This window comes from Paraglaciecola sp. QJM3NY_14 (assembly GCF_056173245.1).
On sequence record NZ_CM149664.1, the window covers coordinates 4,319,857 to 4,343,816 of the forward strand.

Below are 23,960 nucleotides of genomic sequence, written 5' to 3' on the forward strand. Positions count from 1 at the left end.
TCGTAACATTCGTCCTATTTACATGGCTTAACGAATCGATAGTTAAAAAAGCGGTAAAAAAGTCGCCCCAACACCACCCTGCGACTATAATTTACTGGAACTTTACATTATTACCAATAAGACGAGCGAAAACTTAAATGTTAACAAAACCATTATGACCATTTCAAAACTAAAGTCTAGTGCATAGGATATAACCAAAAATTAAATAGCCTAGTTTTATACTAGGCTCTGAGCAAATCAAGAACTGACACTCACTACAAAAAATATTGTAAACCACTGATTTAAATAGCATTAGAACCCTACCCTTAGCTAGCCATGATGACAGGTAATATATAGCCGATCATATTGGCCTTACCAAAATAAACCTACTTTAGTCTTAGCACCCTGATTAAGGGTTGACCAATTTGTTTTTATGGAATACTTTTGTAACAACCTTGTTAGCGTTTTGCAGGCCTTATGTAATCTTGATGTTGCAAGGTGCAAAAACTAAAAATTAACAATGTGGTGTGAAAGGGTCCACTCAATCCTTTATTCGCTGCACTAGGAGACACAAATGGGACACAAACTATCTAAAATTACCTTAGCGGTGTTATCAGCTACTTCGTTAAATTTCGCTTCATCCGCACTTGCTCAAGAAGCTCAGACTGACGCCGAGGAAACTGAAGTTATTCAGGTATCAGGCATTCGCAGCTCACTTACTAACGCTCTTGCAGAAAAGCGCGACGCAAGCAACTTGGTAGAAATTATTCAGTCTGAAGATATTGGTAAACTGCCTGACCAAAACTTGGCCGAGGTATTAGAAAACGTTACCGGTGTCCAAATTACAAGAACCGCTGGGGTTGGTACTGGCGTGCAAATTCGAGGTACTAATGCGAACCGTACGGAAATCAATGGTGTATCCACTGTAGGTTCTGGCTCAGGCCGTAGCGGTATCAATTTTGAAGATGTATCGGCAGCCATTATTTCAGCTGTTGAGGTCACCAAAGCTCCTTCTGCGAAGACTATTGAAGGCTCTGTTGGTGGTACTGTTAACCTGCGCACTATTCGTCCTCTTCAGTTGAACGAAACCTTAGCATCGGTAAGGGTGCAAGGCGAAAATAGTAGTTTAACCACTGACAGCACATTTACGCCAAGATTATCAGGCACCTTTGGTGACAATTGGGAGCTAGACGCAGGTCGATTTGGTGCAGTGTTCAGTGTTAGTTATGCCGAGCAAGATGTGACTGCCTTCCGTCCTCGTACTGACCGCGATAACTCAGTCGCCGCTGCAAGCGGCGTTGATAGCGCACAATCATTTGATTACTTACCTATTCAATTCTTTGTTCAAGATTATGATAACTATGAGTATGAAACTAAGAACTTTGCCGGTACGTTAGAATTCGCGCCTAACGACAACACTAAGTTTTTCTTTGATGTGGTCATTAACGACCAAGAACGCCGGCAAGAAAGCTCAAGAATTCAAGCTTCAGGCATCAGCGGCCTTAGAAATACTGCCGTACCCACTGCCTTTGAAACCGTTGATTTCGGTTCACTTGACGGGGTAGACCTAGGTAGCATTCAAGCGGCTACACAAGGTGTTATTCCTCTTGATGCTGACGGCTCAGATGGTAACTTACGCTTCTCAGGTGATACCAACTCGCGGATCACGAAAAGTGAAATATACCGCTTAGGCGGCGAGTGGACGGGTGAAAACATGAAAGTGAGCGTTGAGGTAGCTTCAACCAGCTCTGACACCACGACCCCTAGCTTTAATACTACTCTAAACTTTATTAACCCTAATTCGCCATTAGATGCAGCGGCACTAGCAGCTAATAACGCCGCAAACGAAGCCAATGGTAACGATGATCTTTACGATTCGAATGAAAATGGTACGCCTTTTATTTATGACCTAACAGGCGGTGCATTGGCATTCGGCATCCCTACTGGCGATGTAACAGCACCGACAGCTGAGCAATTGCTTGACCCGGCAAACGTGGTACTACGTGACGTAAATATTGGTCGCAACCGTTCTGAAAACGGAGAAGATGCGTTCCGTACTGATTTTACTTACTACATAGACAGCATGATTACTTCGGTAGACTTCGGTTACCGTTACAGTAAAACTACTAGCATGTTAGACGAGGTCAGTTCAAACGTTGGTTTACGCGATATCGGCGACAGCCCATCAGGAGACCTTTTCTCTGAGTTGCTCGTTGCAGGTCCAGATAATTTTAATGACGCTGATGGTCGTGAGTTGTATGTACGTGACTTCTTACTTATTGATGCAGAACGCGTTGCCTCTGACCCAGATGGCGCTCTAGCTATATTACAGAATGCAATCGACCAACATGGTGGTTCTATATCAATTGATGCCCCCACATCAAGTTCTGCCGGCTTCTTTGATATCGAAGAAAAAACTCATGCCTTGTATGCCCAAGCAAACTTTGAGCATGGTATGTTCCGCGGTAACTTCGGTGTGCGTTACCTTCAAACGGATGTTACCTCTACTGGTAACTCAATCACTGAAGATGGCGATGGAAACCAATTAGTCACACAAGTTACCACCGAAGGCGACTATAACTTCGTACTACCACGTATCAACTTAGTGGCCGATGTACATGACGATGTTGTGGTGCGTGCAGGTTGGGGTAAAGATATTCGTCGCCCTGATTTTGATGACCTTTCAACATCTGTAACCTTCTCTACCAGCCCGAATCCAGCTGTATCGATTGGTAACCCAGGCTTAAACCCTGAAGAAGTTACATCATTCGATTTATCTGCAGAATGGTATTTTGCTGAAGCCAGTGTATTTAGTGTGGGTATCTTCCATAAGAAGCGTTCTGATTTGTTCGTACAGCAGCAATCAAACCCATTCGAAGATTCAGTTACAGGCTATCGTGACTTAACCGATCCATGTGAAGGCGGCGGAATTTTCAACCCTATTGCTGATGTGAACGTATTTGGACCAGAAGTAGGTGTAGGTGTTTGTGTACCGACTACAACTAAAATCAATGACTCTGGTGAAACTACCCAAAAAGGCATTGAATTTGCGGTGCAATACGACTTAGCTGGCTTTGAAGATGAATTAGGTTGGGCTTCAGGTTTTGGTGTGATTGCTAACTATACTAAGCAAGAATTCTCTGGTGGCGACGCAGTAAACGGTGCAACGAGTCGTGCAAATACTGTTTTTGCATTATCAACAGGTATCGAGGATATAGACGTAACTGCTGTACAGGGTTTGCTTGACCTGTCTGAAAACGCATATAACTTCACTCTTTACTACGAGAAGTATGGTATTTCAGCGCGTATGCGTTACACATGGCGTGAAGCTTATCGCTCAACTGACTTCGGTAGTACTTCAAGTCTTCCTTGGGGCTTCCCAGTGGTACAAGAAGACAGAGGGCAGCTTAATGCTAGCATCAATTACGATGTCAATGATCAGTTAAACATTGGTCTTGAAGCAGTCAACATCACTGAATCGGAAGTTGAGCAATCGTGTATCAACGAAGGTGCTTTGTTGTGTTACCAAGGTCTAACTGACCGCCGTATTACAGCAGGTGCGACTTACCGCTTCTAGTATGCGAGAACGACAGTTCATGCATATTAGTGTAGTGAAATAGAAACCAATAACCCCAGCCAAGTGCTGGGGTTATTTTTGCACCACTAAAAGCACTTCACTCTTAATACCCCCCTGGGAAATGATCAATACCAATCCGCATTAATAGGTGCCCGCTTCAGAATGCGTCCAGCGGTTTTGATTAAGACGTCGCTATGTCGTAATGATTGTTCCCTTTCAAATAGTGAGAACGCAGAGCAAAAGACGCTGAGGAATTCCTTGCAGGCAAGTTTTAATAAGGCCTAAACTGCGTTGCATGACTTCGAAAGAGAGCTAGTTGTCTTTAAATAAAGAGCTGTCAGGCGTGCGCCTTGTTTACGCCCTTTTAAGCTTTCGCTGAGTGATCACTTATTAACGTAGAATGGTATAACTACTCAGCGGTGATGACGCTCAATGCACCAAGAGAATATAAACTTGTTGTTTATATTAAATAACCTGAATACTGAATAAGCCAAGCCTCTCGATAACACTCTCTTTGTGCCTAGCTTCGTGGAATTGTCTAGCAATAAGACGTTATTACGTACGCCCATGTGCTAGGCGTGCAGTCGATTAATATAGCGTTGTTTGAAGCGATAAAACGGCAGTGTTTTTAACACTTCTTCGATGGGTATCATGGCGAATGCCCAGAAAATAGATACTTCAAAATACAAAATTAGCAGTGCGCAAATTGGCAATGCAACAAGCCATTGAGTCACAAAGTGGATTTTAAGCACCAGATTACTGTTACCGAGCGCTCGTAATATATTTCCCGCCACGGTGTTATATGCACGAATAATCGGCAGTGCAATGTAAAGCGGGGCGATGACCATTAAAGCAACTTGCGTTTCGGGCTCGATGCTCGGATACACTAACAACACAAACTGACTGAGCAGCAGTAAAAGGCCTGCGATAACGAAAGACACTGCCATTCCCACTTTTGTGCAATTCGTTATAAATAATTTAAGCTCGCCAGTGTCTTTCTGACCTAACGCTTGGCTAATACTGATTGCCGATGCCTGTGCCCATGCATTAGGAAACTGTGTACCAGCACGCAGCCATGGAAAAATTAAGGTGATAGCGACGAATGAGAACAAATCCAGTTGAGCAAATAACAATTGATAAACGGTGGCGCCTACAGAAAGGATAAAAAAGTTAGCCGCAATAGGGTATATCTGTAAATACTGAGGTCGTAACTCCGCCCAAAAGTATCGCTCTTTAGGGTAAGTTAGAACAATGTTGTCATCTGTTTTCAGTGCAACATACAAAAATATCGTTCGTAAAAGTACTGCAATTAAACTGCCCCAAGCAGCACCTTCTAAACCTAAACCTGAATAGTCGCCAAAACCGTTTATCAACACGTAACTAAACAATGCATTGACTGGTAATTCGATCATAAAGCCTTTCAGCGGGACTTGGGTTTTCCCGCTACCATTGCAAAAAGCAGTGCAAACCTGAGTATACGCAGTGAGCAAGACAATATATTGAGTGATCGATAAATAGCTTTCAGTTAACCTGGCAAGTTCAGCGTTTTCGGTGATGCTGGCCACTATTTCAGTGCCGAAGAGATGTAAAATAAAAAGAAAGACCAATGAAGTGAGACCATTTATAAATAAGCCTGACCAATATGCCACAGCAAGGTCTTCTCGGCTGTTTGAACCAAATGCCCTACCGACTAGCAATTGAATACCATTGCCGATAGCGATTTCGATCCCTAATACAAAAGCAACTATGGTCGCGGCGATACCCATGGCAGCAACGGGTAATTCCCCCAGCGGCGCCACTAAATAGGTGTCGATAAGTAACATCGATTGTACGAGCAACGCATTAAACGCGAGCGGCCACGCCAACGCCCAGTTTCTGTGCATATAAGTAACGGATTTTAGCAACATTAAACCCTTTAAGTGACAGTGCTAACGCAGTGTGAACCTATGCCTTGATTTATTCATTTACGCTTATCTGCCCATCCATCCGCCATCAACTAATAACACAGCACCATTGACGTAGTTGGCAGCTTCTGATGCTAAGAATACAGCAGGCCCTTTAAAGTCATCAGGGTTTCCCCAACGGCCTTGAGGGATACGCGCCAAGATAGACGCTGCACGCTCAGGATCGTTGCGCAAGCCTTCGGTATTATCCGTATCGATGTAACCCGGCGCGATAGCATTCACATTCACCCCTTGCCCTGCCCATTCATTTGACAAGGCCATCACCAACTGCCCTATTGCGCCTTTACTGGCTGCATATCCGGGAACGGTAATCCCACCTTGAAACGTTAATAGTGATGCTGTGAAAATTATTTTTCCTGTGTGACGAGACACCATATCTTTACCAATTTCACGACTCAAAATAAACTGGGCATTCAAGTTTACATCAATGACTTTGTCCCAAAGTTCATCAGCATGTTCAACCGCTGGGGCTCGCAATATAGTGCCGGCGTTGTTAACTAAAATATCAATGCTAGGAAAGTCTGCTTTCACTGTTTCAATAAAAGCATACAAGGCTTTTCGGTCAGAGAAGTCACATTGATATCCCTTAAAATTACGCCCTAACGCATTCACGTCCTTTTCTATTTCGGAACCGCTAGATTCTAAACTAGCTGAAACCCCTACAATATCAGCGCCAGCTTCAGCCAGCCCTAGAGCAATGCCTTTGCCGATACCACGTTTGCAACCCGTCACGAGTGCAACTTTTCCGCTCAAACTAAATTTATCTAGCATCTAAATTTATTCCTTCTCACCATCGTCAGTTACTTAGCTTCGTAACGTGTTGTTTTAACTGTATTACCATCTTTATCTTTTAGAATTGAGAGCCACTTAGCCTTAGCTCGAACATCGTCATAGGCAATCTTGTTAATGTCGGAAAAAAGAAAAGTCTCAATGTGCTTATCAGACGTAATTTCAACACCGATACAGTTTTCCCCCTCCAATGAGCGAATGGAAATGTTCTGTGCATTTTCCCCTTGCAATGCATCCTTCGGTTGCAACACATTTAAGAAGTAGGCGTTTCTACTTTTTTCAGGGTTTTCAATTAGTAACGTTTTTAAACTAATGCGACGAATATCATCGGGACGTTGCGGCGTCATGATCTCTTCCACCAGAGTTTCGTCGACTTTGGTGACGCGAGCTTCAGGGAAAACAGTAAACACATTCAACGCGCCGCTACCGTTAACAATTTCGAATTGATTCTCGCTGACTTCCTTGGCGTACCGCTCAGAGTGCATTCGCCACGTATAGGTGTGGGGGAGCTGACTTTCTAATTCGTCCAAGAAGATAAAGTAGCCACATTCACTATTGATAATATGCCTAGCATTGCGTGTGAGTGCCATTTCTGGGTAATACATACGACTTGATTCACCAACAACGTAGGTATAACCATTGTCGTTAGAAAACGCTTCAACCTGTGCAACAGCATCTTCAGGGACATCTCGCCAAACGTTATGTATGCCTTTGCAGTTCAAGTCGAATAGTTCAGGATCACTTAAGTCACCCTCTTGCCAAATTTTCTCGCCTACACAACCCGTGCCATCAACAGTAATTAAGTTATGTACTTCAGCTTTAGAGGTTCGGTTGTAGCCTTCATCAATGGCCAATGAAGCACCGTTATGAATCAATATGAAGTGATTAAAATCAACATGGTAGTGGGTCAAACTGCGGGTTTTCCAACCATTCTTGTTATCCAGCTCCCAACTGAGTTTCCACTGTTTGTGGCCACCAGCAGGACTTGATTTAAAGGACAAATGAGTGGCATCGGTGTCCCAGCTTGAGCGCATGACGACAAGACCAAGGTCAGGAAAGTACTTAGACAATGGCAGACGTTCAGGGGACTTAGGCTCTATTTCAGGGTTGTACCAAATCAGTTCTAAGAAGGCTTCTGGTAAAATTCCAGGGAATATTTTGCTTTGGTAGGCTTCTCTAAATAAGAATTTAGTACGCACCATCTCCCCCAACCATTGCGCCTGCTCATTACCGTATTCAGATGCAATTTTATAATAAGCAGAAATGGAGTGAGAACTTCTTCGGTCGTGCACATCCGCAAAATTAATATTCTCCTCCCAATTAGGTGCAGACTGATAAATGCGATAGTCGAACGAGTTTTTTAAGAAGCCAGCTTCAAAGTAATTTGGCCCACCGTCTTGGCGAATATAATCCGCCGCAGAAAGAAAAAAGTTGATGGCATAGCGCCAATATCCAGTTCCTTCGTAATTTGAGCCATCTTCCGGTAGGTACTCAAATACTTTCTCAAAATTGTCTTTTATTTCTAAAATCCATTTTTCAGCACCTTGATAGTCGCTGCGAATGGCATAGGCTGTCGTCAACAAGCCAGAATAGTTAATCCAGTTATGATTTTGCCAGTAATTCGTCGACCAGCAATGGCCTAAATTGTCTTGCCCATAATCGAATATTTTATTGCCTTGCAGGATCAGTTTATCCAGAAACTTAGTGCGCTCCTCTTCCGATAAGTGCTCTTTCAGCCAATCATAAGATAATCCCAAACCGTATAGCATCCACGACGCACTGAGGTCCACATCCACTAAAAAACCGAAACCCCATACGTCATAATCGACTGCGGTAAAAATCCATCGTTTGGCTTCTTGTAAGTAATGATCCTGCTCGGTTAATAAGTACGCAAGACTTAAGTTAGCCGCCGCCATTCCCATATAGGTAATACTGGTATGAGGATGCTCTTTTGATAGCACCTCATCTTCATAAAGTCGGCATTGCTCTAGCAAGCGAGTTAGGTGCTCTTTTCGAGTTGTCTTTAGCTCCATTTTTAACACATCGAGCTGGTCGTTTATCAATAAATAAGGCATGGTAAATCCCTGTTTTAAAATGTGAAATGTAAATTAGTGCCCACTCACCTTAGAGCTTAAAGCTATTCATTCTTTATCTTGGGTCGGTGGAATCGATGAGGGCTCAGAAGCTTTGCCTGCCTGAAGCATCAAGACACTAATTGCCCCTATCGTCAGTGCCAGTACTAATATGGTCACCCGGCCTTGCAGAGGATTAGGAATGAGCAGCATCAATGCGATGAAACCTGTCACAGCTAAACCAAATCGGCCAATCAAAATCAATTGACTTAAGTCGTTCCCCTCGCCCACTTCCTTTGCGAAATTAATAGGCGTTTTCATGTTTGTGATGAACCTGTCGACCATTTTGCGATGGGTGGATGTTTTGGCTGGTGCGAATAACGTTGAGATAAGAAAACCAAATGTTCCCGTTCCCAGCACACCAAAAAACTGCTGCTGAAAACTCCATTCAAAGCTGTCACTGTATTGCTCAGTAAAACCGATATAACTCAGTGGCACCTCAAAATAAGCGAAGCTCGAAAATGCTAAAGCACACGTGATAGAAAGTAGTGCAGCCCACCACGGGGTTTGGCGAATGAACATGCCGAGTAATAGCGGAATGGTAATGGGCATTGAGAGCAGCGTACCGACCTGAAGCATAATATCGAATATTCCAGAGCCGTCTTGCTGAGCAAAATACAGCGCGAGCAAAACAATTAACACGCCCATAAACCAGGTCAAGATGCGTCCATAGTGCAGTAACTCTAATTCCGCTTTCGGCTTGAATCGCAACAAGCGCGACATTTTGGGGTAAATGTCTTTTATCAGAATGGCAACATTGGTATTTAGGCCGGTGTCCATTGAGCTCATCGTTGCCGAAAGAATAGCCACCACAATCAAACCAACCAAGCCCACAGGCAATAAACTGATACTCGCAACAGCGTAACTCGCCTCAGCCGGCTTGCTGATGTCAAACGCCATCACCAACTCAGGAAATAACAGACGAGCAGTAATAGGCGGTAAGAACCAAATAAAACTTCCGAGCAACATGAGTACCGTACACAGAAGTGCGGCTTTGCGGGCCTCTCGCCCATCTTTTACAGAGAAGTAACGAGGTGCCGCATTCATTGAATTGAAAACGATGAATTGCTTTGCCATCATGGCGCTTGCCCAGCCCCAAGTGTAGGCACCTCCAAACAGCGTGGTTGAGTTAACCATACTGTATTGCTCAGTCAGGCCTTGGGCTTCGATCTCTTGAAATAAATTATCGACCCCACCGAGTGCATCTAAGCAAAGCCACGCGACGATCAAGGTTAAAGGTACGAGAATTAATCCCTGCAGGAAATCAGTTGCCATTACAGCCCAGCGCCCGCCTGTTGCAGAATAAAGTAGAACAACAACACCGCACACGACGATCACGTAATTAATGTCGTAGCCAAACACTGCAGAACAGAAAATGCCTAAGCCATAAAGCGCCATGGCTGAATATAAAATACGCACAGGGACTTCATAGTAAGCATAAAAATCACGAGTGGTTTCACCAAAGCGACCAGCAATCGCTTCAGGGAACGTAGTCACTCTCATCTGACGTAACCAAGGGCCCATGAAAAGAAAATTAACGAAAAAACCAAGGGCATTACCGATAAAAATAAACATAGCGGAAAAACCTGACTCGTATGCGATACCAGCGGCTCCGGTAAAAGTCCATGCACTGAATGCACTCATAAACGCACTGCTGCCAACAAGCCACCAAGTGCCTTTACTGCCCCCTTTAAAATAGTCATCCGTGTTAGAAGAGAATCGTTTAAAAACAAAACCAACGACAATAATTAGCAATAAATATCCTACGATTACTAAGTATTCAATATTAGAAATATCCACTTCTCTACCTCATATGAAGTAGCAAATGTCATACAAACATGAGCCACTGTAGATAAATATAAATCGATTTAGTAAATCGATTTAGTTGATAAAATTATCATACTCTTGCAGAATGTCAATATCGTCTCAATTCGCGTTTTTATAGAAATATACATGGCAAAAATAAAGTTAATCGATGTCGCCAATCTAGCTGGAGTATCAAAAAGCACAGTGTCTCAGTATTTAAATGGGCGCTTTGACTACATGTCGGAAAAAACCAAGGAGCGTATTAAGTTAGCGGTGGAGGAGCTAAATTATGTGCCCAACCCTATTGCAAGAAGCCTTAAGCTGGATAAAACAAAAACCATCGGTGTGGTCGTTAGAGACATAACCGGTTTTTATACCAGTCGTACAATAAGAGGGATTGACGACTACTGTAAAACAAGTGATTACAACGTATTGATATACAACACAGATGTTGATCCCGAAGTTGAAGCAAGATCCTTAGAAGCGTTATACCAACTGCGCGTTGACGGCATCGTTATCGCATCTTCCGGTGAAAATACTGATTTAATCAACAAATACATTGCCAACGGCCTTCCTATTGTGAATTTTCAACTTGAGCACGATGGAAGCGAAAAAAGTATTATCATTTCTGATTATCGAAAAGCGGCGTTTGAAGCCACTGAGTATTTGATTAAATTAGGTCATCAGCGTATTTGCTTTGTTACCCAAGATTTTAGCAACGTAAAATCCAGAAGGGATCGCTACTTAGGCTATATAGATGCGCTAAGTCATTATCGACTCCCCATTGATGAGCGGCTAGTACAATATTGGCACCGTGACTCGGGATTTAAAAATTCTCCGAAAACCGTATTAAATACAGTTAACCCACCCACGGCTTTTTTTACTCAGCACTTGCCCATTACGACAGAGCTGTTAGCCATATTAAACGAGGCAAATATATCGATACCTGATGATGTTTCACTACTCGGGTTTGATGACATACCGATGGCGGAATTCTTCAAGGTACCTATTACGGTTATCACGCAAAATCCCTATGAAATTGGCAGAGAAGCCACAAAGTTACTACTTAATAATATTAATAGCGACGTGTTGAATGCCCAGAAAGTCATGCTCCCCTGCTCGTTGATTGAGCGCCTATCTTGTAAAAGAATCTAGGGGTTACTTTGCAATTAAAGCACGTTCATACACACTTAAATTTGCACATCTAAGATCAACATTCTCCAATTATTCGTTCTAACCAATTCATATTTATGAAGGCGGGTGGAGCAGTCTGGAAATCATCACAATCATGCGTGTACGTGAGGAAAACCATAGCTAACCTCCTATATTTAACGGAGATATACCAATATTTTATGTGACTAAATTGGAGATATGTCCAAAGAAAATTGGTTGACTATTTGGTATAACAATAATTTGACATCTAACCTACCAATCAGTTAGATTTGCAACAGTTAATATCATTACATTAACAATTGTTCAACGATTCGCGCTCATTACGATTTAACATACATTGATGATGTCAGTTCTAGATACAGCGTAATCAAAGATGAGCGAAAGAGCATCTGGCATTAGTTCAGATAAAGCATCAATGACGCCCTGCCATCCCTCATTAATTCAAATATGTGTACTGGTAAACAATCGGAGAAAATAGCGATGAAAAAAATGAAAATGACTGCCCTACTGTTAGTGGCAGCTGCACTCAATGCGCCTTTGGCATTGCAGGCGCAGGAGCATCCAAATCTGATTATGACCAAATCTGGTATTGAAAAAGTCAGACAGAACTTAGGCAATGTGCCTTTATTTGATGCCTCAGTACAAAGTGTAAAGAATGAAGTGGACGCTGAAATTGCGTTAGGCATAGACACCCCCATCCCAAAAGACTTTTCCGGTGGTTACACTCATCAAAGACACAAGCTCAACTTTCTAACGGCGCAGAAAGCCGGCGCGCTGTATCAAATATTGCAGGAAGATAAATACGCGAAATATATTCGTGACATGTTATTTCAATACGAAGCTATGTATAAAGATTTGCCTGTTCATCCACAAGAACGCTCTTACGCTCGCGGCAAGCTATTTTGGCAATGTCTGAATGACAGTAACTGGCTGGTGTATATGGCTCAAGCTTATGATGCCATTTACGATACCCTTTCTGCACAAGAGCGAGACAAACTCGAAAATAATCTTTTTCGCCCCTTCGCAGATTTCATCTCGATTGAGAATCCGCAATTTTACAACCGAGTACACAACCACAGCACGTGGGGAAACGCAGCAGTAGGTATGATCGCTCTTGTGATGGACGATGAAGAACTACTAGACAGAGCGCTATACGGCATCGAAGACGACGGCCTTGAGTTGGGTGGCCGTGATAATGACGGCGGCTTTATTAAAGTGGCTGGTCAGAAAGCCGGTTTCTTAGCGAATTTGGAGGACCCCTTTTCACCCGACGGTTATTATACCGAAGGCCCCTATTATCAGCGCTACGCCATGTATCCTTTCCTCATTTTCGGTTTAGCCATGAATCATGTTAAACCTGAAATGAAGGTGTTTTCCCACAAAGATAACGTTCTGCTTAAAGGTGTCGACGCATTGCTAAATTTAACCGACGCTGATGGCGAGTTCTTCCCGCTTAATGACGGCCAAAAAGGCATGTCTTACTACACTCCAGCTTTGGTAACAGCAGTTGATATTGCCTATCAATACGGTGAACAAAATCCGCAATTATTAAGTATTGCTGAAAAGCAAAACCAAGTACTGCTAGACCAGTCTGGTTTGGCCGTCGCCATGGGGATTCGAGATGGAAAAGCCCAACCGTTTGTGAAAAATTCTATTAACCTCAGTGACGGCCAAGAAGGTGATCAAGGAGGCGTGAGTGTATTACGCTATGGCAATGAAGAGCTTACCTTAGTATTCAAATATGCCGCACAAGGGCTTAGTCACGGTCATTATGACAAACTTTCGTTTTCCCTTTATGAAAGTGGCGATGAAGTGCTGCAAGATTATGGCCTAGCGCGCTTTGTTAACATAGGTCAGAAAGGTGGCGGTAACTATTTAAAAGAAAATAAAACCTGGGCTAAAACAACCATTGCTCACAACACCTTGTCAATAAACGAAAAAATGCATTTCAGTGGTAAATACGAAATTGCCAGTGAGCATCACTCTGATCTCTATTTTTATGATGATACAAAGGATGATGTACAAGTTGTTAGTGCAACAGAGAGTAACGCTTATCCAGGTACAAAGATGCACCGTACTATGGCCATTATTAAAAATAAGGGTTTCGAAAAGCCGTTTTTACTGGATATTATGAAGGTTAAATCTGATAGCAAAAACCAGTACGACCTACCATATTATTATATGGGTCAGGTATTGAGCGACAATTTTGAGTATGACTCGCCTACCTCCTTAAACCCATTAGGTGACCAAAATGGTTATCAACATCTGTATTTAGAGGGAAAAGGCAAACCGTCTTCAAACACCACGCAGTTTTCTTGGTTAGGTGATGGTAAATACTACACTTTGACCTCAGCCACAGAGGAGTCTGACGAGTTGTTACTGACTCGGTTAGGAGCGAATGATCCGGATTTCAATTTACGTAGAGATGCCGCATTCATGCTGCGCAGGAAAGACAGCGGCAATACCACTTTTGCTTCAGTTGTTGAACCCCATGGCAGCTATAGCCCGGTGTCTGAGTTGTCGGTTAATTCCGATAGCAGTATTGCCGAGCTGAGCGTGGTGCATGATGATGACGCATATACCGCTGTATCGATTGAAAGCCTTAAAGGCGTTAAAAGCGTATTTATTCTAGCGAACAAAGACGCCACGAAAAGCAAACAACACAAACTTAAGGTGAACGGTAAGGTATTCAGCTGGACTGGACCCTATTTCTATACAGGGTCTTAATTATATACCTGCGTCTGATGAGTTAGTTTTTGCTTTTTAACGAGTCAAAAAAAGGGTGATTACCACTAACAGGCAATCACCCTTTTTCTTTTATTGGCCAAGCACAGCGAATGTATTAATGATTAAGCAAGATTAGTCATCTCGGCATGCTTCCTCAGGAAACTCAAATTCAATAGTGGTATGGGAAAGCTTGTATTCGCTTAAGCACTCTGCCACTTCACACTTAATCGCCACGAGTTGCTCGGGCTGCAGTAATTGCTTCAACACCAGATGCGCAGTTAACACGTGCTGTTCACCGTCTAATGACCAAAAATGCAGATGGTGTATACCGTCAACAAACGCTATTTGTTGTAATCTTTGTTTAATTTGCAGTTGTACCTGTTCATCGGGTGCGCCTTGTAAAAATAGCCCAAGGGTCAGGTTAATGTTGCGCACCACGTTATACAAAATGAATAAGGTAAACGCGATAGAAAGTAACGGATCCAGAATGGGCAAATTAACAAACATCAACACCACTGACACTATCAGCACCGCTACCCAACCCATAACATCTTCAATTAAGTGCCAATTTAGCACGCGCTCATTCAGCGTATTTCCTGCACTTAATTTGTAAGCAGCAAACCCATTTACGCCAACGCCTAGTAAGGCAAGTAAAAACATTCCCTCAGTGTGGGGCATTTCTGGGGCAAACAAGCGCGGTATGCTTTCAATCAGTACCCATATCGACCCGCACACCAGTACCACGCCGTTAAGCATGGCAGCCAACAATGACAGTCGCTTAAAGCCGTAGGAAAATCGAGCTGTCGCTTGTTTATTGCCCGCGCGCTGTAAAAACCAAGCGGTGCCAATGGACAGACTATCGCCTAAATCATGTACGGCATCCGCCATGATCGCGGTACTGTTGGTTAACCAGCCGCCAATGAACTCAATAATAGTAAAGGTGACATTGAGCAAAAATGCCCAGCCAATACGATCTGATGAAGGGTCGAAGTGATAGTGTCCGTGATGAGAGTGTCCGTGATGAGAGTGACCTTGATGAGAGTGTCCATGGTGAGCATGCCCATGTTCTGGATGTCCTTGCTCAGTATGAGTATGCGCATGCTGTGATTCTTTTACTTGAGTCATGATCTGAGTGATGGATCCAATTTCTAACGTTGCGATATAACTATCACAAATCTCATTGTCTTTCATTTCCTCTAGCAAAGTATGCAAAGTGTAAATGTTTAGCTTTATTGCGCTAGCACGCTTGCATAAATTGAACTTGAGCGTGCAAACTCTGTCTTTTAAACAGCCTTTATCCATTGAGAATACGCCGCTTTATGAAACACTACTTTTCCTTAATACTTGCTCCTCTGGCATTATTTGGATGCGCCACATTGATACCGCTAGAAGATGGCTTAACGCCATTCAAGGGGCAGCCTGTTAATCAGCTTTTTAGCGTGATTGGTTTCCCTGATGATATAGAATTGATTGATAATAAAATCATTCATACCTTTCACATTGAACGTAATCACATTGGTTTAGTGACCGAGACAGAGCAAGCAAACGGTTTAGAAGGCCAAGATCCCCTTATTGCCAAAGACATGATGCAGCCTTCACAAGTCAATGTTGAGTGTGCGTTAACCGTCATCACAGATAAGAAAAAAATCATTGAGCAGTGGCATTATAAAGAAGCTTATGAAGGGTGCACGCTGTACCGCGAAAAGCTAGCAAATTTCGAAAGTCGATAAACACTCATATCAATTCCACTACATTTTCGCTGAGTGGCCAAATATTTAATTGAGTTGGTCTCAAACCCACATAAAAAAGCCCTCTTGGCATACTGATGCCAAGAGGGCTTTTCGTTGTTTGGGGTGACTCTATGTCATCCAAACACAGGCAGATTAATCATTAAACTGCCTAACGATACTGCTCAGTGTTTCTTTTGCATCACCGAATATCATGCGTGTATTGGGTTTAAAGAATAACGGGTTATCAATCCCTGCAAAGCCCGACGCCATTCCACGCTTAAGTACAAATACGTTCTTGGCTAAATCAGCATTAATAACTGGCATGCCATATATAGGGCTGCCTTTCATTTCACGAGCGGCAGGGTTAACCACGTCGTTCGCACCGATAACCATAGCCACATCGAAGTTTTCAATGCGCTTATTGATATCGTCCATCTCGAACAGATGCTCATAAGAAACGTCAGCTTCAGCAAGAAGCACGTTCATGTGCCCAGGCATACGCCCAGCAACAGGGTGAATAGCGTAAGCTACTTCACAATCGTTTTCTTCAAGCTGAATTTGCAACTCTTTCATTACGTGTTGTGCTTGTGCAACCGCCATACCGTAGCCAGGAATAACCACTACTGACTGCGCTGCTTCTAACACATAGAAGGCATCGTCAGCAGAAAGAGGTTTCACTTCGCCTTCGATAACCATGTCTGATTTATGCACGGCCATGAAACCTGAGAACAGTACGTTACTCAACGAACGATTCATTGCTTTACACATAATGTTGGTCAAAATTATACCGCTTGCCCCGACCAGTGAACCCGCAACAATTAGGATATTGTTTTGCAGTGCAAAACCGGCTGCACAAGCCGCTAAACCTGAATAACTGTTAAGCAATGAGATAACCACTGGCATATCGGCGCCACCGATAGGCAAAACAAGCATGATGCCAAATAGCAGGGACAACGCTAAAGCAACATACAAAACCTCTGCTGACGATAAGGCAAAATCGGGTTGTGCAACAAAAGCGTATCCCGTGGCAACTATCGCCAAAACGATAATCACGTTAACAATGGCTTGGCCGCTAAACGTTACCGCACGGCCCGTGATACGCTCACTCAACTTGGCCCAAGCAACGATACTACCTGAGAATGTCACGCCACCAATCAGCAAAGCTAAAAAGGTAACGATTAAAATAAAGGCGGTTAACCCAGCGCCACTTTGAATGGTCGCCCAAGCAACAAATACACTGGCTAAGCCGCCTACACCGTTTAACAAAGACACCATTTCAGGCATGTCTGTCATGGCCACTAGACGCGCGGCAAAGAACCCAACAACACCACCAGCAAGCATGGCGATGGCAATCCATTGAAAATTCACAATATTATTATCAAGTAAGGTCACGACTATTGCTAATAACATAGCGACAGCAGAAACAAGGTTGCCCTTACGCGCGCTTGATGGGTGACCAAGAAGTTTTAAGCCGAATATGAATAAGGCTGCAGAAATTACATAAGTGAAATTGATCACTAAATCTATATTTGATGTCATATCTTGTTCCACCTACTGCTTTTTCTTGAACATGGCTAACATTCTATCGGTGACTAAATACCCACCCACAACGTTAATCGTCGCCAAAAATACGGCGAACGCACCCAAGTACATGGCATATTCACCCAAGGTTTCATCTCCAGCTAAGGCCAGAGCACCCACCACTGTGATCCCAGAAATCGCATTCGCCCCTGACATCAAGGGTGTATGCAAAGTAGCAGGCACTTTTTGAATTAATTCGAAGCCGACGAAAATCGACAGCAATAAAATAAATAGCAAATAAATGGCTTCCATTACGCTACCCCGTCTTTTGTAGTTTGTTTTTGAGACGCATAAAAATCACTGATCATGGTATTCACCACTTTTCCTTGATAAGTGATAATACAACCTGATTGCACTTCATCTTCGATATCCAAAGCGAAGCGGTTATCGTCTTTCGACCAAAACTCGCTAATCAAGTTATATAAGTTAGCGGCATACATCTGAGTAGCGTGTTTTGCTACGCCATTCGCCCATGCGCCTGTGCCGATAACATTCACACCATGAATATCAACTGTTTCCCCTGACACGCTGCCTTGCACGTTACCGCCAGTCTCAGCAGCCATATCGACAATCACACTGCCAGGGCGCATAGAGGCTATTGTTTCTTGGTTAATCAGTACTGGAGGTTTGCGTCCGAACAGTTGTGCTGTGGTGATCACAATATCTGAATCAGAAATACATTTGGCTTGCTCACGTTGTTGAATTTGCATTTGCTCAGGTGTCAGTGCTTGGGCATAACCTTGTCCGGTTTCGCCTGTTTCCCCCAAATCAATGTCCAAAAACTTAGCGCCTAACGACCGTACTTGCTCGGCTACCACGGTACGAGTATCGAATGCAGTTACACTTGCCCCTAAGCGTTTCGCGGTGGCGATTGCTTGTAATCCAGCGACACCAGCACCAATAATAAATACCTTAGCTGGCTTTAATGTACCCGCGGGCGTCATCATCATGGGCAGTACAGTCGGTAACGTATTTACGGCTTGCATGACCATCACATAGCCCGCCAAACTGGCCTGGGAGCTTAGCGCATCCATCTTTTGACAACGGCTAATACGCGGGATCATTTCCATGCTGATACTGGTTACACCCTTTTGGCATAGCGTATCCACGAACGTGGGCTCATTGAAAGGGTCCAAATAGCTCACCACAAGCGCGTCTTGCTTTAACAACGAGACTTCGTCTGCACTGAGCTTATGTAAACTCAGAACAATGTCACCTTTGCTCAACAACTCTGCGCGGCTGGCAGCAACACTCGCTCCCGCCTCTACGTATTCATTATCAGTAACATTAATGTGCTGACCTAAGCCAGATTCAATCAGCACATCAGCACCCAGTAATTTGTATGCCTTTACGTTAACAGGTAAAAGCGCACAGCGTTTTTCACCTGCTTTCATTTCAGCCGGAAATGCAATAATAGGCATAGGCCCTCCAAGTTTTGTTACAATTTGACTCACAACAGTGCACAAACTATGCACTGCTCGAGTGCAAGTTAATAATTCAGTTTAGTTATATAGAATATGTAAAAATCGTTATAAAAACGTAGACTTACATTAATTGCAGTGATGAATGTCAACTATTATTGATTAAGACGCTCAATAAATTCTGACTCAGGCGTGATGGCGCCGGGATACTGAATAACGATTGCAGCAGCCTTAGATGCTAGGCTCACAGCATGCTCTATCTCTTTACCTGCTAATCTGGCTCCAAGATAAACACCGTTAAACGAGTCCCCCGCTGAGGTGGTGTCGACAACATGCTCTACAGGTGCGATGGGGAGGTGGATAAGATTGCTGCCCAACTGACAGTAAACGCTATTAGCACCATTTTTTATGACTAATTCGTGAATGTCATAAGGCTGGCAAAACTCTAGAATTTCACTGAGTTGCGTTAGGTCATACAACTGAGCGAAGTCATCAATCCCGGGTAAAAGAATATCTGTCAGCTGATAAGCGTAATGAAATTGCTGTTGCGCTTCTTCTGGCGAGGCCCACAGTCTTGGGCGGTAGTTAGGATCAAAAGCCAATTTGACCCCATTCTCTTTTAATTTTTTAAGCATTGCCCAAAATGCGGGACGGTCATCTGGGTGTATCACAGCCAATGAAATGCCTGAGAAAAAAACCAAATCACTGTCGAGCATAGAATTAACCATTTCACTGTCGACGAAGCGCATAAGTTGGCGAGCGGCTGAGTTCTCTCGCCAATAGAGGAATGAACGCTCGCCATGTTCGTCGGTTTGCACCATGTACACCCCAGGGTTTTGTTCACTTTTGCGTGACAAGTACTGGGTGTTTAGAGATGCCTTCTCACAGTGCTGGAGTAATTTATCACTGACCACATCTTGGCCAATTGCGCTCATGAAGCATACATTTTGCTCCGCAAAACCACGCTTCTGATAAACCGCAGTATTATATGCATCCCCTGCAAATGACTGATGCATAACACCATCTTTACCTTCGCGCAGTTCCAACATGCACTCGCCTATCAACACAACTTTTTGCATAACACACCCTGGGTATAAGTGATTAATGAAGCGCTATGAACTTCATTAATATTGGTTAAACGAGTTACTTTTGACTTTTTAATGGCTCTACTTTCGGGATCAATACCCAAATCGCCAGCATCGCAATTACAGCCAGTGAAGCTCCGATAACGAAGGCCGGGGTATAGTTGCCGTCTGCCGTTAAAATCGGCACTAATGCAGTTAACCCCAAAGCACCTAATTTTGCTGCCATACCTGAAAAGCCAGATAAGGTACCCACCGCTTTTTTACCATAAAGGTCACTGGGTAGCGTTTGCACGTTACCTATTGCAGTTTGGAAGCCAAACAAAATAACAGCCATGATAATAACCGCAGTCGTTGGGCCGCCTGGGTCAGCCATAGCTAATAAAGCGGGCAACATGATCAGGCAACCTAATGTAATGGTGAGCTTGCGGGTTTTGTCCACGTTCCAACCCGCTTTGATGCGATTTTGCGCCAACAAACCACCAAACCACGCGCCAATCATAGCCCCTACATAAGGTACCCAACCGTAAATACCAATCGCTTTTACATCCATTTGGTACACTTCGTTCAAGTAAATAGGGATCCAAAAAACAAATAACCACCAGATGGGATCAATCGCAGCAGAGGCAATAATCACGCCCCAGCTTTGTTTGCGCGACAGCAACTCCTTTGTAGTTGGGTTGTACTCGTCTTCTTCACTGGTGGTATCTGACTCTACTGTGCGCTGACCGCTTAAAATGTAGGCACGCTCTTCTTCCGTGATCCATGGATGTGATTTGGGCGGAGCCTTTACCAGAATAATCCAAGGAACAAGCCACAGTAAGCCCACCAAACCGATCACCACAAAGACCATCTGCCAATTGAAGAACACGGTCAGATAGGCAATAAGAGGGATAGCTATGATGCCGCCTATAGCGGCGCCTGAATTAAAAATACCTTGGGCAAGCGCACGTTCTTTACTGGGGAACCAATCAGCATTACTTTTAGCGGCGCCTGGCCAGTTCCCTGCTTCTGCAACCCCAAGAATGGCGCGAAAAATACTGAAACTTAGTACGCCCTGAGCGAAGGCATGAGCAGCAGTTGCCAAAGACCACACGCCAATAGACAAAACGAAGCCTAATCGAGTACCTACCCAATCGAATATTTTACCGAATATCGCTTGGCCAAAGGCATAAGATAAAATGAATACAATCGAAATATTTGCGTATATCTGTTTACGTTCTAAATCTGATTTATCTGGAAAGAGATCTTGCACGATATCTGGCCAAAGTACGCTTAATGCAGAACGATCTATGTAGTTAATCACGGTTGCTAAGGCAACCAGAGACACTACCCACCAACGCAAATTTTTCATTTTCATATTTTTATACTCTTGTTTGCCTAACGTTATTATTAGGCTAAAAAACACATTAGGGCACTATAGCGTTTTGTTTCCGCTGATAATTGTTGTTACACCGCTGAGTGGAAATAGGTCTTTGATAATGGGTTCTGATGTCCCTTCAAATACGTTATCGGTTATCCAAGTTTTCGGCTCACCAACGGTAAGTTCAAAGATTACAGGAGCTGTATTAATAAACTTATTCGCCGTTATCTTATTCACCTGAGTACCGTGCAATACCAAACTCGCTTTACTTTTATTCCGCTTACCTTTGCCAATTTCATTAAATGTGTTGTTGTTTAGCACAACATGAGGGCCAAAGGTGCTTTCATCTGTTCCACCGCGATAAACCTTTGCTATCGCTCCATCAAGATCCGTTACCGTGGAATCCTCAATGGTGAGATATTCAACATTGTAAATACCCAGATCATCCGTCTCCTTGTCTAGGCGGAATAAGTCACCGGTAATATGAGAGAAATGGCTATTAGTCACTTGAATGTAGTCTGCAAAACTGCGATTGCCTACATCAAAAAAGTGATAGGAGTGGTTAATATTAAGGTTTTCGAAAGTGCTATTTTTTATCGCCACCCGGTAATTACGTTGCATAGGTAAACGGGTGGTGCGAATAAGCGTGTTCCCTGCCGCATCCGGGGCATTTTTAGCATCAACCCGCACACCGTCCAATGTTAAGTTGCCCATATTATTGATTTCAATGAGCGTCGAGCGTTGAGGATAAATCACCGCAGCAGCATTATCTTGTGCACGGATAGTAAGAGTTTTGTCCAACTTTAGAATTTTTGAAACCCTATACTCTCCACCTTGTAGAATTAAAACGTCACCTGACTGCGCGGAAGCGATCGCATCGAACAAGGTATTATCTCCTGGCGCCACAGGGATCGTTGTCCCTGAACCGAAGGCGACGTCTGGCTCCACTTTTGGATACCAACTCACTCCGACGTCATTTTTAGCAATCGGTTTTATATCAGAGCTCACACCAAACTTACGCTGTGCTTCATCTGCTGGATACAATAGGCCATTATCCGCCCGCTTCATGGTAATCTTGGCCTGCTTGAATCCTTCCTCAAGGGTCGCTTTGGTATCTTGGTTAAGCAAATTGCCTTCAAACGTAATGCCACTGATATCATCAAACACCGTTATTCCGTCAGTGCCCTGCTCACTCAGGATCAAGTTGTTTCTCACTAATGAGTTGACTGGCGTTGCCGAACGCTCTTTGTCACTGCCTGCGGCAAATTGAATATGCTTTACATCAACTAGAGTGTTGTTTTCGATCAGGGCATTGTCGACTTGATGGTAGCGATTAATTTTTGAATTCGGTACGCCGTTCATCACTGTTAAGCCACTGCCGAAGCGGTAGCCAGTTAGACCTTCAAGGTAGTTATTTCGAATAATTTGGTCACGATTGATAACTCGTATGCCCCCCGTATGGTCAACGCCATTACCGAAGAACACGTTATTTTCAACAATATTACCGTTACCGTGGCGTAAGGTTAACGTGCCTCGAGATTCGAAAAATACGTTGTTACGGATACTGTTTTTGCCCGACTTATTAGAGATGATTTCCACTTCGCCGTTACAGCGGTCAAAAAAGTTATTTTCGATGGTGGTAAAAGAATTCGTTAACGAATGATGACTGGTACCAATACGCAACGTTTCGCCACCATTAGAGCCTAGAATAGGACGCGGGCCGAAGTAATTATGGTCAATGCGATGATAGTTTTGCTGGCTAGACTCGCTAGTCAAACGCACTGCCATCGTCACACCTTTATTGCGCTTACCTACTAAGTGATTATGGTCAAACCGATTATGTCGGCCATATACCATCACCCAGCTGTCTTGTTCGAACTTCTCAGGATTACTGTAATTATCAATGACAACTTGGGTTACGCGACTGTGGTTAGCGAGCTTGCCTTTATTACGGCGAAACGCGATAACTTCACCAGTGGGTGTATAACCATCTTTAAACACTAGTCCACTGACCACAAGATGCTCACCGGCTAAACGCAAGTTTGACTGCCCAGAAAGAAATACTTTACCGGGTGTTTCGCCACGTAGGGTTATGGGATGCTCTTTGGTGCCTTTGGCATCGAGCAAAATTTCAAAGTTTTGCCATGTACCGTTAGCCAAAATGATGGCGTCACCAGGTTGAACGCTTTTTAGCGCGTCTTCATAGGCTTCAGGCGTTTTGACTAAAGTATCTGCTGCCAAGGCGTTTTGACACGCGATGAATACAATCGACAGCAGAGCCGGACGAGCCAAAGAAATAAAGTGAAAATTCGCGCGCATAAAATGAGTGCCCAATCCTGTTATGAAAATTAACGAACAATCTGATGCTTACCATCTTGATTGCTGCATGTCTGCCGCCTTAGCACAAATAGTAAGTGCGCTTTACATGTGCGGATGTAAAGCGCACTTTAAAAATGACAGCAGGGTCGAAAAAAATCGCCAAAGTACACAATAAATGTAGGGTACAGAGGGTTTGTGTAAATTGGCGATCTAACCCGTTATATGTTGCATACGTCTTTTTATTCTTTTGCTCGTGCATCACTTTAATATGCGCTGGCAATATTATCCGTATACCACACCTCCAATGTAACCAATAG

General features: G+C 43.5%; 15 protein-coding genes. 4 read left to right on the top strand and 11 right to left on the bottom strand.

The window, feature by feature from the left end:
* Nucleotides 1–553: 553 nt before the first annotated feature.
* Nucleotides 554–3,556 (top strand): TonB-dependent receptor, encoded by a 3,003-nt coding sequence (locus tag AC0VYA_RS18430; RefSeq protein WP_475489241.1) that lies wholly within the window; start codon nt 554–556, stop codon nt 3,554–3,556.
* Between the two features lie 572 nt (nt 3,557–4,128).
* Here AC0VYA_RS18430 and AC0VYA_RS18435 read toward each other — a convergent pair.
* The 4 genes from AC0VYA_RS18435 to AC0VYA_RS18450 form a co-directional block, all read right to left on the bottom strand.
* Nucleotides 4,129–5,463, bottom strand: a complete 1,335-nt coding sequence (locus AC0VYA_RS18435; RefSeq protein WP_475489242.1) for an MATE family efflux transporter — start codon at nt 5,461–5,463, stop codon at nt 4,129–4,131.
* Nucleotides 5,464–5,526: 63 nt separating this feature from the next.
* Entirely contained in the window at nt 5,527–6,291 is a 765-nt protein-coding gene (locus AC0VYA_RS18440; RefSeq protein WP_475489243.1) for a 2,5-didehydro-3-deoxy-L-galactonate 5-reductase, read from the bottom strand.
* A 29-nt stretch (nt 6,292–6,320) separates the two neighbouring features.
* Nucleotides 6,321–8,384: a DUF4962 domain-containing protein gene (locus AC0VYA_RS18445; RefSeq protein WP_475489244.1), complete on the bottom strand. Its 2,064-nt coding sequence runs from the start codon at nt 8,382–8,384 to the stop codon at nt 6,321–6,323.
* Between the two features lie 66 nt (nt 8,385–8,450).
* Entirely contained in the window at nt 8,451–10,241 is a 1,791-nt protein-coding gene (locus AC0VYA_RS18450) for a sodium:solute symporter family transporter (RefSeq protein ID WP_475489245.1), read from the bottom strand.
* A 153-nt stretch (nt 10,242–10,394) separates the two neighbouring features.
* On the opposite strand from AC0VYA_RS18450, the gene AC0VYA_RS18455 reads away from it, so the two are divergent.
* Both AC0VYA_RS18455 and AC0VYA_RS18460 read left to right on the top strand, forming a co-directional pair.
* Entirely contained in the window at nt 10,395–11,402 is a 1,008-nt protein-coding gene (locus AC0VYA_RS18455; RefSeq protein WP_475489246.1) for a LacI family DNA-binding transcriptional regulator, read from the top strand.
* 498 nt (nt 11,403–11,900) lie between these two features.
* Nucleotides 11,901–14,147 carry an alginate lyase family protein gene (locus AC0VYA_RS18460; RefSeq protein ID WP_475489247.1) on the top strand — a complete coding sequence of 749 codons (2,247 nt, stop codon included), beginning with the start codon at nt 11,901–11,903 and terminating at the stop codon, nt 14,145–14,147.
* A gap of 132 nt (nt 14,148–14,279) precedes the next feature.
* Here AC0VYA_RS18460 and AC0VYA_RS18465 read toward each other — a convergent pair whose 3' ends face one another.
* On the bottom strand, nt 14,280–15,272 hold the full coding sequence (locus tag AC0VYA_RS18465) for a cation diffusion facilitator family transporter (protein WP_475491095.1): 993 nt from the start codon (nt 15,270–15,272) through the stop codon (nt 14,280–14,282).
* Between the two features lie 194 nt (nt 15,273–15,466).
* Between AC0VYA_RS18465 and AC0VYA_RS18470 the strand changes: the two genes are divergently transcribed.
* Nucleotides 15,467–15,877, top strand: coding sequence for a hypothetical protein (locus tag AC0VYA_RS18470; protein WP_475489248.1), 411 nt, complete (start codon nt 15,467–15,469; stop codon nt 15,875–15,877).
* Between the two features lie 153 nt (nt 15,878–16,030).
* Here the strand turns inward: AC0VYA_RS18470 and AC0VYA_RS18475 are convergent, their stop codons facing one another.
* The 6 genes from AC0VYA_RS18475 to AC0VYA_RS18500 form a co-directional block, all read right to left on the bottom strand.
* The gene (locus AC0VYA_RS18475) at nt 16,031–17,416 is read right to left on the bottom strand and encodes an NAD(P)(+) transhydrogenase (Re/Si-specific) subunit beta (protein ID WP_006991068.1); all 1,386 of its coding nucleotides are present in this window, start codon (nt 17,414–17,416) and stop codon (nt 16,031–16,033) included.
* 12 nt (nt 17,417–17,428) lie between these two features.
* Complete coding sequence (locus AC0VYA_RS18480) at nt 17,429–17,710, bottom strand: NAD(P) transhydrogenase subunit alpha part 2 (RefSeq protein ID WP_006991067.1); 282 nt, start codon at nt 17,708–17,710, stop codon at nt 17,429–17,431.
* Nucleotides 17,710–18,879, bottom strand: coding sequence for an NAD(P) transhydrogenase subunit alpha (locus tag AC0VYA_RS18485; RefSeq protein ID WP_475489249.1), 1,170 nt, complete (start codon nt 18,877–18,879; stop codon nt 17,710–17,712). Before AC0VYA_RS18485 ends, AC0VYA_RS18480 begins: the two co-directional genes overlap by 1 nt.
* Before the next feature lie 155 nt (nt 18,880–19,034).
* Nucleotides 19,035–19,958, bottom strand: coding sequence for a sugar kinase (locus AC0VYA_RS18490; protein ID WP_011576382.1), 924 nt, complete (start codon nt 19,956–19,958; stop codon nt 19,035–19,037).
* 64 nt (nt 19,959–20,022) lie between these two features.
* Nucleotides 20,023–21,321 (bottom strand): MFS transporter, encoded by a 1,299-nt coding sequence (locus AC0VYA_RS18495; protein ID WP_011576383.1) that lies wholly within the window; start codon nt 21,319–21,321, stop codon nt 20,023–20,025.
* A gap of 57 nt (nt 21,322–21,378) precedes the next feature.
* A complete protein-coding gene (locus AC0VYA_RS18500) occupies nt 21,379–23,643 on the bottom strand; it encodes a chondroitinase-B domain-containing protein (RefSeq protein ID WP_475489250.1) in 2,265 nt (754 codons plus the stop codon).
* Nucleotides 23,644–23,960: the final 317 nt, after the last annotated feature.